Source organism: Nonomuraea jiangxiensis, from assembly GCF_900099965.1.
In the GTDB taxonomy this organism is placed as follows: Bacteria; Actinomycetota; Actinomycetes; order Streptosporangiales; family Streptosporangiaceae; genus Nonomuraea; species Nonomuraea jiangxiensis.
Genome location: NZ_FNDJ01000007.1, coordinates 329,329 through 343,436, shown reverse-complemented (window position 1 = coordinate 343,436; position 14,108 = coordinate 329,329). Strand labels below are relative to the sequence as shown.

Sequence of the window (14,108 nt, the reverse complement as noted above, 5' to 3'; positions counted from 1 at the left end):
GTGAATAACGGTCGGCGATCTGTCCATCGTCGGGTACCGCCCCGCGTGTCACCATGCGTACATGGTCGCAACAGGCGCGGATGCATCATTACCCGGCCAAGGAACCGGTCGGCGAATCGCCCTGGCCGGCGTGGTCGGGATCATCCTCCCCATCGCCCTCCTGGGATGGGTGGCGCTGATGGTCAGGCTTTTCCCTGACTCCCCGCAATGCGGTGAATACACCGGCTGCTTTGGCTACCTGGTGCAGGCGTGGGAGGTCGGGCGCTGGGTCGCGGTCGGTCTCGCCTGGCCGTTGCTGCACGTCCTGCGGATCAGGCCCGCCTGGCGCGTGGCGATCCTGGCCGCCCTCTTCCTGATGGCGATCTGGCGGCTGGCCGAAGCCTTGCTGTTCACCGCCCTTGACAGCAGCCTGGCCCTCATCGTCCTCAGCGGGGTGATCGCGTATCCGCTCGCGACCTGGTTGGCCATGCCGCGCGTCCCCCGGGCACTGCTCCTCGTGTCCGCTGCCGCAGCCCTCGCGCTCTTTGCCTTCGCCCTCGTGATCGCCGGCTGAAAGTCCTGCCCGGCTGGCGATTCGGCCATGGATGGGGTAACCAGTCATCGATGTACCCCGATGCGTCCTTCCAGACCTGAGGCAGGCCGATGACCATTCACCACGTGGACGAGGTTCGCTCGCACTGGTGGCCCAGGGAAGGCTGGTGGCTGGGCCGCCTGGTCCACACCTGGCACCTGACCTTCGAACACGCACCACAACTTCACCGCCTCGCGGAGCGCTACCAGAGCGCCCTGGCCACGATCGACGGCCACAAGGCGATCCCGACGCGCTGGCTGCACCTCACCCTGCAGTCGGTCGGGTACGCCGACGAGGTGTCCGACGACCGGCTCGCCCAGGTGACCAAGGCCGTCAGCGCGCGGGTCGGGGAGCTCCCGCCCTTCGAGCTGACCTTCCATCGCCCAACGGTCGTCGGCGAGGCCGTCGTCCTCACCCCGACTCCGGAAGGGCCCGTGCACCGGCTGTGGCAGGAGATCAGAGCCGGAATCACCGAGGCCACCGGGAACACCCCCCGTACCAAGGCCTTCCACCCGCACGTGAGCCTGACCTACTTCAACACGCCAGGGCCCGCTCAGCCGTACGTCGAGGCGTTGAACACGGCCGAAGCCGAGCCGGTCGGCGTCAACGTCGACCAGGTGGCCCTGATCGTACAGAGACGAGTCCTGGAACCCGAGTGGGTATACCGCTGGGACCTCAACACGACGGCCCCGCTCGCGACACGCTGAACCGGTGGCCGGCCGTCCGACGGCTCATGATGAGGTCCGCGGGAAGGCGTACCGGGAGGCACAGGGTCTGCCCGTGCTCGCGGAACAGGTCGTCACGGGAGTCGAAGTGGCCCAGGTTCGGAAACGGCCACCCACCGCCCAGCGAGGAGGAACTCCGGCCAGGCGAGCACCACCTGCCGGGGGATCAGCGCACGCAGCCGCGGGAATCGTGGATGCCAGAACCGCCCATCGATCAGCAGCCCCCTGACCCGAGTGGCGATCCCGGAGCCCCGTGCCACGGCCTCCAGCAGCGCCAGTCTCTGGCTGCACGAACCGCGCCCCAGACCCAGGGTCGTGGAGACGGGCTGCCTTTCGTCCATGGCGTACACCGGGCGCACGCGAGCCGCGACCAGCTGATGGGCGGTGATCAGGAACGCCCGGTCCGCCCCGGCACCGATGTCCCGGGCCTCGGCCACCAATCCCAGCACCCGAGGATGATCCCAGTCGAGGATGGGGGTGGCCGCCGAACTCCCCGCAGCCGCTGTCCTCGGGCGCACGGCCGCGCGACCGCGCCAAGACCGGAAGCGCGTCAGGGTCACCTGGCGATCATAACGTCGTCGAGCTCGCGGACCGCTTGGCGGAGTCGCTCACAGGTAGCCCCCGTCCCCTCAGCGGCGGCGTGGAGTGTAGGGGGCTACGGTGGTGAGGTCTACGTCGGTGTCGGGCCAGCGGTGGCGTAGTGCTTCGGCCAGGTGGGAGCACAGGCCCGCCAGGTGCGGGAGGGGTCGGGCGTTCGGGCGGCGGAAGTCGATCAGGCGCGCGTCAGCCGCGCCGCCTGCGTGCACGAGAACGTTGTTGGCCTCCGGGTCACCGCTGCTCAGCGCCAGGAACGGCCCGGGGTCGGACAGCTCCGCCAGCGCCAGGGCCAGGTCGTGCTCGACCGCGCCGCTGACCGGCACCCCTAGGACCTCGGTCTGCGAGAGCCCTGTCCGGCGCAGGCCGGCGACCCGCCCGAGCCGGTCGGCCGCAGGATCGACCGTCCCGAGCCGGCTCCGTCGCCGGTAGTACGGCTCCGCCCGGCCGGCGGTGAACGCTCCGAGTTCGCCCCGGGCGCGGGCGAAGGCCACCAGCCGTTCCGCGTGCGGCTCGGCGCCGTCCCGTCGCAGCAGTACGTCCAGCGCGGTCCGGGGAGCCAGATCCTCCAGGATGACGCGCCCGGCCGCAAAGTCCTCCGCCAGCACGCGCGGAGCCAGGCCCAGGCCGAGATCCTCCGACAGGAACCTCAGCGCCGCCACCTCCGTGCGTAGTCGCCACGCCTCGGTCTGGGCGGCGCCGGCGTGCGACCCCATCCACTTGATGATCACCGTCTCGTCGCGGTCAGTACGCCCCCGGGCTACCCGCCACGGCTCCAACCGGGTCCACTCCACCACGTTGATCACCGCCCCAGGCTACGTGCCGGCGGAACCGCCGACCTGGACGCCGGAGCGCCGGTCGCGTCGAGGCTGCCGGCCGGGACCGGCGCGCTCAACCGGGGGCCGTCAAGGGGTCGGTGGGGCGGACAGGCCGGACTTGACCGAGCGGGTGAGGTCGTCGCCGAGGATCTCCGTCGCGCCGGCGGCCAGCTCGTCCAGCGTCTTCCTGGCGATCAGCGCCGGGTCGGACTTCTGGTCCGGTGGCACGTCCGCGGCCATGTCGGTGTCCATGTAGGCCACGTACAGGCCCGCGACCTGGATGCCCCGGGGCTCGAGCTGGAGGCGCGACGCGTTCGTCATCGCCCAGGAGGCGGCCTTCGCCGCGCTGTAGGCGCTCAACTGCGGCGGGTGGTACCAGGACAGGACGGACAGGACGTTGAGGATGGCGCCGCCGCCGTTGCGCTCGATGACGGGGGCGAAGGCGCGGGTCATGCCCAGCGGGCCGAAGAAGTTGGTCTCCATGTCCAGCCGGGCCTGGTCGAGGTCGCCGTCGAGCAGGTTCGTCCGGGTGGAGATGCCGGCGTTGTTGATCAGCAGGGTGACGTCGGTCGCCACCTGGGCGGCGGCGGTCACCGAGTCGGGGTCGTTGAGGTCGATGCGCAGCGGCAGCGCGCCGGGCACGTCCACGGACTCGGGCTTGCGGGCCGCGGCGTAGACCTTGGCGCCACGCTCGACGAGCTGGGCGACGAGGTGCCGGCCGAAGCCGCGGTTGCCACCGGTCACGATGGCGACGGCAGTGTCAATGTGCATTTTCAGGTCTCCTTATGCCGCTGTGTCCAGCACGACGCGGAACCTCGCGTCGCCGGAAATCATGCGTTCGTACGCTTTGGGCGCCTCGGACAGCGGCAGCACCTCGGTCATGGGGCGGATGCCGTGCCGGAGGATGAAGGCGAGGTTGTCCTCGTTCTCGATCGAGCTGCCGGTGAGGCTGCCCGTGATGGAGCGGGTGCCGAAGATGAGCTCGGCCGTGCCCACGCTGATCGGGTCGGGCGCGGCGCCGAGGACCAGCAACTGGCCGCGTGGCGCGAGCCCGGCGGTCAGGCCGCTCATCGAGGCCCCGCTGGCGGCGGTGGCGATGATCGCGGCGGCGCCGCCGAGCTGCCGCAGTGCCTCGGCGGGGTCCTGCCGGGTGCTGTCGATGTAGTGGCCGGCGCCGAGCCTGCGGGCCAGCTCGGCCTTGCCGGTGCCGCGGGCGATGGCGGCCACGCGGTAGCCGAGGCGGGCGGCGTACTGGATGCCGAGGTGGCCGAGGCCGCCGATGCCCTGCACCGCCACCAGCGCGCCCGGCCGGGCCGCCACCTGCTGCAGCGCCTTGTACGTGGTCAGCCCCGCGCACAGCAGCGGCGCCGCGTCCGTCGAGCTCAGGCCGTCGGGCAGGCGTACGAGCCCGCTGGTCCGGACGTGGACCACCTCTGCGTACCCGCCGTCGGCCGTGGTGCCGAGCTGCGGCTGGTCGGTGCAGTTGACGAAGTCGCCGCGGCGGCAGGGCTCGCACTCCCAGCAGTGCCCGCCGAGGTATCCGGCGCCGACCCGCTCGCCGACGTGCCAGCCGCGTACGCCGTCGCCGATCGCGTCGATCACGCCGACGATCTCGTGGCCGGGCACGATCGGCGCGGCCGGATCGGCACGCAGTCCGTCCGCCGCCAGCACGTCGGTATGGCACACCCCGCAGCTGTGCACCCGCACCCGTACGTGACCTGGCGGAGGCTCCGTCACCTCACGATTGACCAGCCGGAATCTTCGCGAACCGGTCACTTCAAACGCTCGATATGTTGACATGCCCCTCCTCCGGTGGGTTGGACAAGCATCAATATGACCGGTCGTCTCAAGCGGCGTCAAGTCACTCGGCGCAAGTTTTAGACGACTGGTCATATCATCGGGGAGGCGGGAATGTCCGATGGTCGTCGGAGGCTCTGCGCTGGCGCGGCTCCATGCCGGAAGGGCCGGGCTTCGGAGCGCGGGAAGGGTCAGTCCGGTTCGCCGGGGGAGTGGCGCAGCGCCTGTTCGAGCCACGCGTACGCCGTCGCCACGGCCGGCGGCTGGTATTCCGTTCCCCTGACGATCGCGACGAGCCTCCAGAGCCGCTCCGCGCGCGGGTCGTGCTCGTCGAAGACGCGCAGCCACTCCTCGCGGGTCTGGCCGGTCAGCTCCAGCACCCGCGCCAGCACGGAGGCGGCCTCGGGGGAGTCGGGGGCGACCCCGGCCCTGCCGATCTCGTCGACCATGGCGGCGGTGGTCTGCCGCCAGGCGTCGAGTGCGCTCGGCTCCGCCCAGAAGTCATCGCTCGATCTGCGCAGGTTGTCGCGGAAGTCGTCGTCGGCGAGCAGTGTGGTGAGCTCCAGCCAGGCGTCGAGCTGCGCGGTCGTCGGCTCGGCCGGGAGCTCGGGCAGCATGCAGTCGCGCATGTTCGCCAGCCACTGGTGCCGGGCCTCGATGCCGCCGCCCACCTGGTCGACGAACGAGTCCAGCAGCATCGCCTGCTCGGCCCGGCCCAGCCGCCCGAGCGCGTGCAGCCTGCGCAGGTCGGCGTCGGTGGGGTCGTCCCTGTCGAGGGTGGCGCGCAGCACGGTCCTGGTGCGCTGGAGGGCGGTGAGCTGCGTCTCGACGGCGCGCAGGTGCAGGGCCAGGACCTCCTTGAGCGGGCGGCGGCCCAGCGAGCGGATGGTCGCCAGGTCGAGGCCGATCTCCCGCATGGTGCGCACCAGCTCCAGGTGGGCGCGGTGGTCGTCGGTGTAACGGCGGTAGCCGGACGCGGTGCGCTCGGGCGCGGGCAGGACACCCTCGTCGGAGTAGAAGCGGATCGTCTTGACGGAGACCCCGGTGAGCTCCGCCAGCCGGCCGATCGAATAATTCAATTGAATCTCCAGTTACGGGAGACTTTAGCGTACCGCGCATGGCGAAGAACAAGGTGGCCAAGGTCGTCACCCTGCACATCCAGGCCGGTGAGGCAGGCCCCGCGAACGTGGGCAAGGACCTCGGACCGCTCGGCATCAACCTCATGGAGTTCTGCAAGCAGTACAACGCGCTGTCGGCGGGCATGCGCGGGCACGTCGTGCCGGCGGTGGTGACGGTCTACGAGGACCGGGCCTTTGACGTGGCGGTCAAGCAGCCGACGACGGCGTCGCTGATCCGCCGGGTGGCCGGGCTGGACGGCGGCAGCCCGCGGCCCGGGCACCAGAGCGGCGGGACCGTCAGCGTCGCGCAGCTCAGGGAGGTGGCCGCGGCCAAGCTGCCCGACCTGAACACCACCGACCTCGACCAGGCGGTCAAGATCGTGGCGGGTACGGCCCGGTCGATGGGGCTGACGATCACCGACTCCTGACCGGCCCGATCGAAAGGGGCCGCCCCCGGACCCTGATTACGGTCGGCTCCCTTCGCACTCCGGTGCCGGTGCTCGCCCGGTTTCCGGGCCGTGACCTCGGCGCGGGCAGAGGAAGTAGCGCGGCGGGCAGGGCTTGGCGGCTCCGCGGTGACACCTAAGCGCCTTCCCCAGCATTCATGCGTAGCGGAGAGTGAGAGGACCCTTCCGTTGGGAGACCTGCGATGACTACGCTTCCCCAGGTTCCGGTCCCCGGTGAACGCACGTCCGAGACGTACGCCCGCTACCGGGAAGAGCACGGACCGGTGATCCCCGTCGAAATGGCGGGAAACGTGCGGGCCTGGCTCGTGACCTCGTACGACGCGATCAACGAGGTCCTGGCCAACGACCACATTCACTACAGCAAGGACTCGGCGAACTTCCCGGCCCTGCACGACGGCAGCATCCCCGCCGACTGGCCGCCCCGGCAGGTCATCGTGGGCGAGCACCTGCTGGTCAAGGACGGCGCCGACCACCGGCGGCTGCGCAGCATGGTCAACCGGGCGTTCACCCCCTCGCGGGTGCAGGGGCTGGCGCCGCGGATCCAGGTGATGACGGACGAGCTGCTCGACCAGATGGCGGAGGAGGGCAGCTCGGTCGACCTCGTACGAAGTTTCAGCGAGCCGCTGCCGGTCGCCGTGATCTGCGAGTTGTTCGGCATTCCCGGCGAGGAGCGTCGCCAGATCCGGGAGTGGAGCGGGGTGCTGCTGTCGCACGACGCCACCGCGGAGGAGATCGCCGCGGCGGGCGGCTCGCTGCTGGCGTATCTGGCCGAGTTCATCGGGCGCAAGCGCGGCGCGCCCGGCGACGACCTCACCACCGGGCTCATCCAGGTGCAGGAGGACGACGGCGACCGGCTGACCGACGAGGAGATGGTGTGGCTGCTGTGGGTGGTGCTCATCGCCGGCCACGAGACCACCGTGCACCTCATCGCCAACACGGTCGTCGCCCTGTGCTCGGACCCCGAGCAGCTCGCCAGGGCACGCGAGCGCGACGCCTGGGAGGACGTGGTCGAGGAGGCGCTGCGCAGCCGCAACTCCGTGGTCAGCACGTTTTTCCGGTATCCGCTGCGGGACGTGTCGGTGGGCGGGGTGGCGATCCGGACCGGGGAGCCGATCATCGTCGGGATCAGCGGTTCGGGGACGGACCCGGCCCGTTTCGGCGGGGACGCCGCGCGGTTCGACATCTCGCGTGGTCAGGAGCCGCACGTGGGGTTCGGCAGGGGCCCCCACTTCTGCCTGGGGGCGCCGCTGGCCAGGCTCGAAATGCGGATCGCCCTGTCCTCGTTGTTCGGGAGATTTCCTGATCTGCGGCTGGCGATCAAACCGGAGGAGATCGTTTACACGAATTCGATCATCACCGAGGGGCCGGTCGAGCTGCCGGTGGTGCTGCTGTAGGTCCCGCCTCGCTCATGGTCGCCAGCAGCCCGGCGACCAGCGGGCTGGTGTCGTCGGCGCGCCAGGCGACGGCCACCCGCGTACGGGCACCGGGCTCGATCGCGCGGAAGGCCACGCCCTTCAGGCGGATCCGGCGGATGCCCGCCGGCGCCAGCGAGACGCCGAGCCCGGCCTCCACGAGCGCGCACACCGTCTGCCACTCCACCGCGTGCTGCGCCACCTGGGGCACGAAACCCGCCTCACGGCACAGCTCGACGATCCGGTCGTGCAGCCCCGGGCCGCTGGCGCGGGGCAGCATCACGAACGGCGCGTCCGCCAGCGCGGCGACCTCGACCGTGCGGTGCCTCGCCAGCGGGTGCCCGGCCGGCAGGACGGCCACGAAGCGCTCGCTCAGCACGGTCATGAACTTCAGCTCGGGCTCGTCCGGCGGCGGCTCCCGCAGCAGGCCGGCGTCGATGCGCCGCTCGCGCAGGGCGGCGAGCTGCGGTGCCGTGGTCATCTCGCGGATCTCCAGGCGAACGTCCGGGAACCGCTCCCGGTGGGCGTGCAGCAGTCCCGGCAGCACCGTGAAGGCGAGTGAGGCGGCGAAGCCCAGCCGCAGCCGCCCGGTCCGGCCGCTGCCGGCCGCGCGGGCCGCCGCCAGGCCGTCCGCCAGCTCGGCGAGCGCCCGGCGGGCCGCGGGCAGCAGCTCCCGGCCCGCCGGGGTCAGGTCCACCCGGCCCGGCGTACGGGCGAACAGCGCATGACCCACCTTGTCCTCCAGCCGGCGGATCTGCTGGCTCAGCGGGGGTTGCGCGATGCCCAGGCGCTCGGCGGCATGCCCGAAGTGCAGCTCCTCGGCCAGGACGAGGAAGGCGTGCAACTGGGCCAGGGGCAGCTCCGGACGATCCATACCTCTAGAGATATCAGCCCATGCTTCCCGCTGTATTAGACGTATCGCAGCCGGTCCACGTACCGTTCCGCGCATGACAGAGCGACGCGCGATACTCAGCGGTTCCACGTTCGAGGAGCAGATCGGGTACGCCCGGGCCGTGGTGGACGGCGACCGGGTGCATGTGTCGGGCACCACCGGGTTCGACTACGCGACCATGACCATTTCCGATGACGTGGTGGCCCAGGCCGAGCAGTGCCTGCGCAACATCGGGGCCGCGCTGGAGGCGGCCGGGTGCACGTTCGCCGACGTCGTACGAGTGCGCTACATGCTGCCCGACCGCGCGGACTTCGAGCCCTGCTGGCCCGTCCTGCGCGAGTGTTTCGGCGAGGTACGGCCGGCCGCCACGATGCTCATGTGCGGCCTGTCCGACCCCCGTATGAAGATCGAGATCGAGGTGTACGCCCGGCGCGGGTAAAGGAGCTCGAAGCTCGGGCCCGATCACGGCCCTCATCGGGACGCCGGGGGCGTGGACGGCGCGGGCTGGACGTCGGGGAGCCGGCGCGGGACCATGCCGTCCTGCCGGCCGAACTCCTCCACGCGCTGCCCAGGCCGTCCACCTTCGGCGGCGATCCGCCGCTCGTGGAGGGCGTCAGTGGATCAGGTCCACCAGCAGGCCGGAGACCCCGAGGGACTCCCTCAGTGACGGCCGGTCGATGAACTGCTCGGGAGCCGGACCGGCGCACGGCGGGATGCCGGTGGCGAGCGTGCGGATGACCGTGCTGACGCCGATGGAGCCCAGCAGCGAGTTGGACGGCACCGCCGACGTCCCGCAGACCGCCCCGCTGGCGATGATCGCCTCCACCACCGCGTCGAAGTCCGCGTCGGACGTGGCCGGGTCCGTCGTCTCGGGCGGGGTGTTGCGGCTGACGCACTCGATCGTCCGGGTGACCAGTTCCTCGAAGGTGAACGGCCGGGTGGGGGCCGCCGCCGGCGGCGCGGGCGCCGACTGCTCCGGCGCGGCGGCCGGCAGGCTGGGTGACGGGGCTGGGGGCAGGCTGGGCGCGGTCGACGGCAGCGCGCTCGGGGTGGGCGTCGGGTCCGGGCCGGGCGCCGTGAGCGGGGCCGGGTCGGGGAACGCATAGCGCGCGTAGCCGGGAAGCGTCCACCACGGCACGGCCGGCGAGGCGGGCGAGGTGTCGGAGACCACCGTCTCGACGGCCTTACGGACGTCGGCGACGCTGACGTCTCCGGTCAGCTCCGGTGGGGCTATCACGGTGATGCGGACGACTTGGTTGTTGCCGCACGGCAGCACGGCTACGTTCTCGGCGGCGACCGGCGGGGCGGCCAGCAACACACCGGCGGAGGTCGCGGTGAAGATGGCGATGGCGTGCTTGTACATGATGCTCCCTGCAAGTGACGTTTCATTCCATCCCGAATGATCGTTACCCTAAGTGATGGTTCAAGTACTCCATGATTGGATCTAGCCCTCTTTACTCCGCGTACTGCCGACTTGTCGCCGAAGGAGGCCGATAATCTATAAGCCCTGTTATATCCGCGCGGAAAGGAACCGACCCTTGAGACCCCCGATCGAGCCCTACGAGCACGGCATGCTCGACACCGGCGACGGCAACCTCGTCTATTGGGAGGTCTGCGGCAACCCGGAGGGCAAACCCGCCCTCGTCGTCCACGGCGGCCCCGGCTCGGGGTGCACGCCCGGCTCGCGCCGCGCCTTCGACCCCGAGCGATACCGGATCGTGCTGTTCGACCAGCGCAACTGCGGCAGGAGCCGGCCACACGCCGCGGACCCGGCCACCGACCTGACCAACAACACCACCCACCACCTGATCGCCGACATGGAGCAGCTGCGCGAGCACCTCGGCATCGACAAGTGGCTGCTGTACGGCGGGTCGTGGGGCTCGACGCTGATCCTCGCCTACGCCGAAGCCCATCCCGATCGGGTGTCGGAGATCGTCATCCCCGGGGTCACCACCACCCGCCGCTCGGAGACCGACTGGCTCTTCCGCGGCGTCGGCAGGTTCTTCCCCGAGGAGCGGGAGCGGTTCAGGATGGGCGTCCCGGAGGCAGACCGGGATGGTGACCTGCCGTCGCTGCTGGCGGCGTACGGGCGGCTGATGGCAGATCCCGACTTCGCCGTTCGGGACAAGGCGGCCCGCGACTGGACCGCCTGGGAGGACACGGTGATCTCCATGGAGCCCAACGGCAAGCCGAACGCCTACAGCGACCGGCCCACCGAGGCCCTGCACGCGCTCGTACGGATCTGCGCCCACTACTTCTCGAACGGTGTCTGGCTGGAGGAAGGCGTGCTGCTGCGCGAGGCCGGCCGGCTGGCCGGGATCCCGGGTGTGCTCATCCACGGCCGCCTGGACCTGGGCGGGCCGCTCGACACGGCCTGGGAGCTGGCCCGCGCCTGGCCCGACGCCAAGCTGGTCGTCGTCGAGGACTCCGGGCACACCGGCAGCGACACCTTCGGGCGTGAGGTTCGGGCGGCCATCGACGGCTTCGCCGGCCGGTAGTGGAATCCCGCGGCTCCGGGCTGGGTAGGACGGTGCCCGAGGTGACCATCGCCTCGCCGTCGGTCGATTCCGTACGGTGAGCCGCGGGGTTCGCACAGCCGGCAGGAAGGACGGGGTGTCCAGGCCCCGTCCGCTCGCTGACCTGGCAGTCACGGTAGCCGCGCCGCCCGAGCGGCCACCACTTGTTTATCCATACGGCCGGGCCAGGTGTCAGAAGAGCCGGGCCAGCAGGAGGGCCGCGAAGACGAGCAACGAGATCCCGCACGCGGCCTCCAGCAGGCGTACGGCCGTGGGCGGCAGGGCCCGGCGCAACAGGACGATGAGCCCCGCGCAGACGAAGCACCAGGCCAGGGACGAGGTCATGAACCCGGCGAAGAAGGTGGCCAGCCCCGCCACCCCCGGTTCCCGCCCCAGCACGGAGCTGACCGCACTGGCCGCGCCGGACCAGTAGACGACGTTCCACGGGTTGCCGATCGACATCGCGACCCCGACCACGAGCGCCCCACGCCCGACCGTGCGAACCCGCCCACCGGGCGGGGCCGGCGGCTCGGCTGCGTGGGGCGGGGCCGGTGGTTCGGCGGGTGTGGGTGGCGGGAAGGCGGCCGTGCGCAGGGCCGCCAGCCCGAGCCAGCCGAGCAGCAGGCAACCGCCGACGGTCAGCGGCACCCGCAGGGCCGGGACGGTGAACAGCGCCCCGACCCCGGCCAGCCCCAGCACCGCCCACAAGGCGTCGCCCGCCAGCGAGCCGACCTGCACCGCGAACGCCGGGCCGAACCCGCCCCGCATCCCGCGCCGCAACGACTCGCTGAACACCGCGCCGGGTGCCGCGTTGAACAGCAGCCCCACCCACAGGGCCAGCAGGAAGATCTCGAACATGGCGGTCACTGTGCCAGGGGTCGCCCGCGGATCAAGCGCCCGCCCCCGCAGCCTCGAATCGCCTCATACCGGAGGCACCAGTACGAAGTAGCGGTCGAGTGCCTCCCGGTCGCCACGCACATCGAGGCCGTCGGCCGGGATGCGCTGCCATAGGAACAACATCAGGTCCGAAGCCGTCCCGGCCACCTCGACATCGAGACCGCCCACACCCGACCGCACGTCCTCTCCTCCCGTGATCCGCTCGTCGTCGCCGACCGCCAACAGCTTGTCGCCGACCGTCAGCCGTACGTCGTCGCCGTCGAAGTGAACCGTCCAGCAGCCCGCGCCGTCGGTACGCCGGAAGCGGAACCGCTCGCCCGCCCCTCCGGGCGCCTGCCGCCACGCCCGCCGCGCCGGCGCCATGACCTCGAACGTCTGCCCGATGGCATCGGCCGCGATCTCCTCGTGGATCGGCCGTGCGGTTCCGACGGCGCTCTCGGCGTCCCAGCGGTGCACGGCGGCCTCGATGGTCTGCATGCGCAGCCAGAACCCGACGGTCTGCTCCGCCGACCAGGTCCAGGCGTGTGTGCCCGGATCGTTCGCCCTGAACTGCGCTCCGAGCCCGGCCGCGCCGTCGGCGAACCAGTCGAGCAGCCCCGCCGGGATCGGCCCCAGGTTGGGCGCCTGTTCCGGCGCGGGCCAGCCCGTCAGGTCCGGCGGCAGCGCGGCGAAGGACAGGTCGGAGGGGTCCGGGGACTTGTCGAGCCGGTCCCTGATGACGCTGGTCACGGCCCGGTGCACACCGCCCAGGTGGAGCACCAGATCGGCCACCGACCAGCCGGGGCACGACGGCACCAGGGGCGCGCCGCCGGTGTCGGCCGCCTGCCGGGCGGCGGCCTGGAACGCGCGTACTTCCCGCTCGAAATGAGAGGCGTGATCCATGGTTTCACTGTGCCTCATACGTTCGCCGCTCCTCCACCGCCCGCGACCTGTCGGGCGTGCGGACCACCCGGGTGACCGCGCCCACGGCCAGCGCCACGGTCACCAGCAGGGCGCTCACCCACAGCGGTGACCGGAAACCGAGCCCCGCCCCGATGGCCAGCCCGCCGAGCCACGGCCCGACGGCGGCGCCCACGTTGAAGGCGGCCGTGGCGGACGCGCCGCCCAGCGTCGGCGCGCCGGTGGCCGCGTACAGCACCTGCGAGATCAGGGTGGAGCCGACGGCGAACGACAGCGTGCCCTGGACGAAGACCAGGACGACCGCCGGGACCACGGACCCGGCCGTCAGCGCGAAGCCGATCCAGCCGGCGGCGAGCGCCACCCCGCCGCCCACGAGGAGCCGCATGGGCCGGGCGTCGGCGGCCCGCCCGCTGATGGTCACCCCGGCGAACGAGCCCAGGCCGAACAGCGCCAGCAGGGCGGGCATCCAGCCCGCCCCGAGGCCGGTGTCGCCGGTGAGCAGCGGCACGAGGTAGGTGAAGGTGCAGAAGGTGGCGCCGTTCACCAGGGCTCCCAGCAACAGGAGCACCAGCAGCCGGGGCCGCCGCAGCGCACGCAGTTCCCCGCGCACGCTCGTACCCGCCGAACCCGGGGAGCCGCCCGGCACCGACCTCAGTACGGCCAGGACGGCCGGGACCAGTGCGGCGGCCACCGCCCAGAACGCCGAGCGCCACCCCCACGCCTCGCCCAGCAGCGCCCCGCCCGGCACGCCCGCGACGCAGGCGATGGTGACGCCGCCGAGCAGGACGGAGGTGGCGCGGGCCTTGGCGTTCGGCGGCGCCAGGCCGACGGCCGTGGCCAGGGCCACGGCCAGGAAGCCCGCATTGGCCAGCGCGGCCACGACCCGGGTCACCACCAGCACGTCGTAGCTGGTGGTGATCGCGCCGACGACGTGCACGATCAGGAAGGTGAGCAGGAACGCCAGCAGCGCGTACCGCCGCGGCCAGCGCAACGACAGGACCGCCATCAGGGGCGCCCCGACCACCATCCCGGCGGCGTACGCCGAGGTCAGCAGCCCGGCGGCGGGGATGGACACTTGCAGGTCCCGCGCGATGCCCGGAATCAGGCCGGACAGCATGAACTCGGACGTCCCCTGGGCGAAGACCGCCAGTCCGAGCAGGTAAACAGCGAAAGGCATGAGGAAACTCCGCGACCACATCGTGGATTCGAGGCGGTGGGCAGGCCGCAAGTGCCTGCCGCGCCGGGAAAGACCCGCCGGGCGCCGGGCAGGCCGGCGCGCGGTTCGGGGGAAACACAGCCCGCATCACGGTGATCCGAGTGGCGAGCGGTCGCGGATCGCGAATGTACCCCGGGCCCGCGAAGGCAACGGGGTCACGCAACCTCAGCCCATGGGGGCCCGGT

16 protein-coding genes are annotated in these 14,108 nt (G+C 71.6%); 6 read left to right on the top strand and 10 right to left on the bottom strand.

Going from position 1 to position 14,108, the window contains the following annotated elements:
- Nucleotides 1-61 precede the first annotated feature (61 nt).
- Together BLS95_RS18075 and BLS95_RS18070 are read left to right on the top strand one after the other, a co-directional pair.
- On the top strand, nucleotides 62-553 hold the full coding sequence (locus BLS95_RS18075) for a hypothetical protein (protein WP_143043757.1): 492 nt from the start codon (nucleotides 62-64) through the stop codon (nucleotides 551-553).
- An 89-nt stretch (nucleotides 554-642) separates the two neighbouring features.
- Entirely contained in the window at nucleotides 643-1,278 is a 636-nt protein-coding gene (locus BLS95_RS18070) for a 2'-5' RNA ligase family protein (protein ID WP_090932630.1), read from the top strand.
- Between the two features lie 92 nt (nucleotides 1,279-1,370).
- Here the strand turns inward: BLS95_RS18070 and BLS95_RS56860 are convergent, their stop codons facing one another.
- The 5 genes from BLS95_RS56860 to BLS95_RS18045 all read right to left on the bottom strand — a co-directional run bounded on the left by BLS95_RS56860 (nucleotide 1,371) and on the right by BLS95_RS18045 (nucleotide 5,584).
- Nucleotides 1,371-1,745, bottom strand: a complete 375-nt coding sequence (locus BLS95_RS56860; RefSeq protein ID WP_218135823.1) for a transglutaminase-like domain-containing protein — start codon at nucleotides 1,743-1,745, stop codon at nucleotides 1,371-1,373.
- Nucleotides 1,746-1,925: 180 nt separating this feature from the next.
- Nucleotides 1,926-2,696: a hypothetical protein gene (locus tag BLS95_RS18060; RefSeq protein ID WP_090932628.1), complete on the bottom strand. Its 771-nt coding sequence runs from the start codon at nucleotides 2,694-2,696 to the stop codon at nucleotides 1,926-1,928.
- Between the two features lie 99 nt (nucleotides 2,697-2,795).
- Nucleotides 2,796-3,479 (bottom strand): SDR family oxidoreductase, encoded by a 684-nt coding sequence (locus BLS95_RS18055; RefSeq protein ID WP_090932627.1) that lies wholly within the window; start codon nucleotides 3,477-3,479, stop codon nucleotides 2,796-2,798.
- A 12-nt stretch (nucleotides 3,480-3,491) separates the two neighbouring features.
- On the bottom strand, nucleotides 3,492-4,445 hold the full coding sequence (locus tag BLS95_RS18050; RefSeq protein ID WP_218135822.1) for an alcohol dehydrogenase catalytic domain-containing protein: 954 nt from the start codon (nucleotides 4,443-4,445) through the stop codon (nucleotides 3,492-3,494).
- A 251-nt stretch (nucleotides 4,446-4,696) separates the two neighbouring features.
- Nucleotides 4,697-5,584, bottom strand: a complete 888-nt coding sequence (locus BLS95_RS18045; protein ID WP_090932622.1) for a MerR family transcriptional regulator — start codon at nucleotides 5,582-5,584, stop codon at nucleotides 4,697-4,699.
- 38 nt (nucleotides 5,585-5,622) lie between these two features.
- On the opposite strand from BLS95_RS18045, the gene rplK reads away from it, so the two are divergent.
- Nucleotides 5,623-6,051 (top strand): 50S ribosomal protein L11, encoded by a 429-nt coding sequence (gene rplK / locus BLS95_RS18040; protein WP_090932621.1) that lies wholly within the window; start codon nucleotides 5,623-5,625, stop codon nucleotides 6,049-6,051.
- A gap of 221 nt (nucleotides 6,052-6,272) precedes the next feature.
- Entirely contained in the window at nucleotides 6,273-7,484 is a 1,212-nt protein-coding gene (locus BLS95_RS18035; RefSeq protein ID WP_090932618.1) for a cytochrome P450 family protein, read from the top strand.
- On the opposite strand, the gene BLS95_RS18030 is transcribed toward BLS95_RS18035, so the two are convergent.
- Nucleotides 7,444-8,376 (bottom strand): LysR family transcriptional regulator, encoded by a 933-nt coding sequence (locus BLS95_RS18030; RefSeq protein ID WP_090932616.1) that lies wholly within the window; start codon nucleotides 8,374-8,376, stop codon nucleotides 7,444-7,446. The two genes, BLS95_RS18035 and BLS95_RS18030, sit on opposite strands and share 41 nt — an antisense overlap.
- Before the next feature lie 73 nt (nucleotides 8,377-8,449).
- Between BLS95_RS18030 and BLS95_RS18025 the strand changes: the two genes are divergently transcribed.
- Nucleotides 8,450-8,833, top strand: coding sequence for a RidA family protein (locus BLS95_RS18025; RefSeq protein ID WP_090932614.1), 384 nt, complete (start codon nucleotides 8,450-8,452; stop codon nucleotides 8,831-8,833).
- 174 nt (nucleotides 8,834-9,007) lie between these two features.
- On the opposite strand, the gene BLS95_RS18020 is transcribed toward BLS95_RS18025, so the two are convergent.
- Entirely contained in the window at nucleotides 9,008-9,757 is a 750-nt protein-coding gene (locus tag BLS95_RS18020) for a hypothetical protein (RefSeq protein ID WP_090932612.1), read from the bottom strand.
- Between the two features lie 175 nt (nucleotides 9,758-9,932).
- On the opposite strand from BLS95_RS18020, the gene pip reads away from it, so the two are divergent.
- Nucleotides 9,933-10,892 carry a prolyl aminopeptidase gene (gene pip / locus BLS95_RS18015; protein ID WP_090932610.1) on the top strand — a complete coding sequence of 320 codons (960 nt, stop codon included), beginning with the start codon at nucleotides 9,933-9,935 and terminating at the stop codon, nucleotides 10,890-10,892.
- Nucleotides 10,893-11,102: 210 nt separating this feature from the next.
- On the opposite strand, the gene BLS95_RS18010 is transcribed toward pip, so the two are convergent.
- The 3 genes from BLS95_RS18010 to BLS95_RS18000 all read right to left on the bottom strand — a co-directional run bounded on the left by BLS95_RS18010 (nucleotide 11,103) and on the right by BLS95_RS18000 (nucleotide 13,884).
- A complete protein-coding gene (locus BLS95_RS18010; protein ID WP_090932602.1) occupies nucleotides 11,103-11,768 on the bottom strand; it encodes a LysE family transporter in 666 nt (221 codons plus the stop codon).
- Nucleotides 11,769-11,831: 63 nt separating this feature from the next.
- Nucleotides 11,832-12,689 (bottom strand): maleylpyruvate isomerase family mycothiol-dependent enzyme, encoded by an 858-nt coding sequence (locus tag BLS95_RS18005; RefSeq protein ID WP_090932601.1) that lies wholly within the window; start codon nucleotides 12,687-12,689, stop codon nucleotides 11,832-11,834.
- Between the two features lie 4 nt (nucleotides 12,690-12,693).
- On the bottom strand, nucleotides 12,694-13,884 hold the full coding sequence (locus BLS95_RS18000) for a Cmx/CmrA family chloramphenicol efflux MFS transporter (RefSeq protein ID WP_090932599.1): 1,191 nt from the start codon (nucleotides 13,882-13,884) through the stop codon (nucleotides 12,694-12,696).
- Nucleotides 13,885-14,108 lie beyond the last annotated feature (224 nt).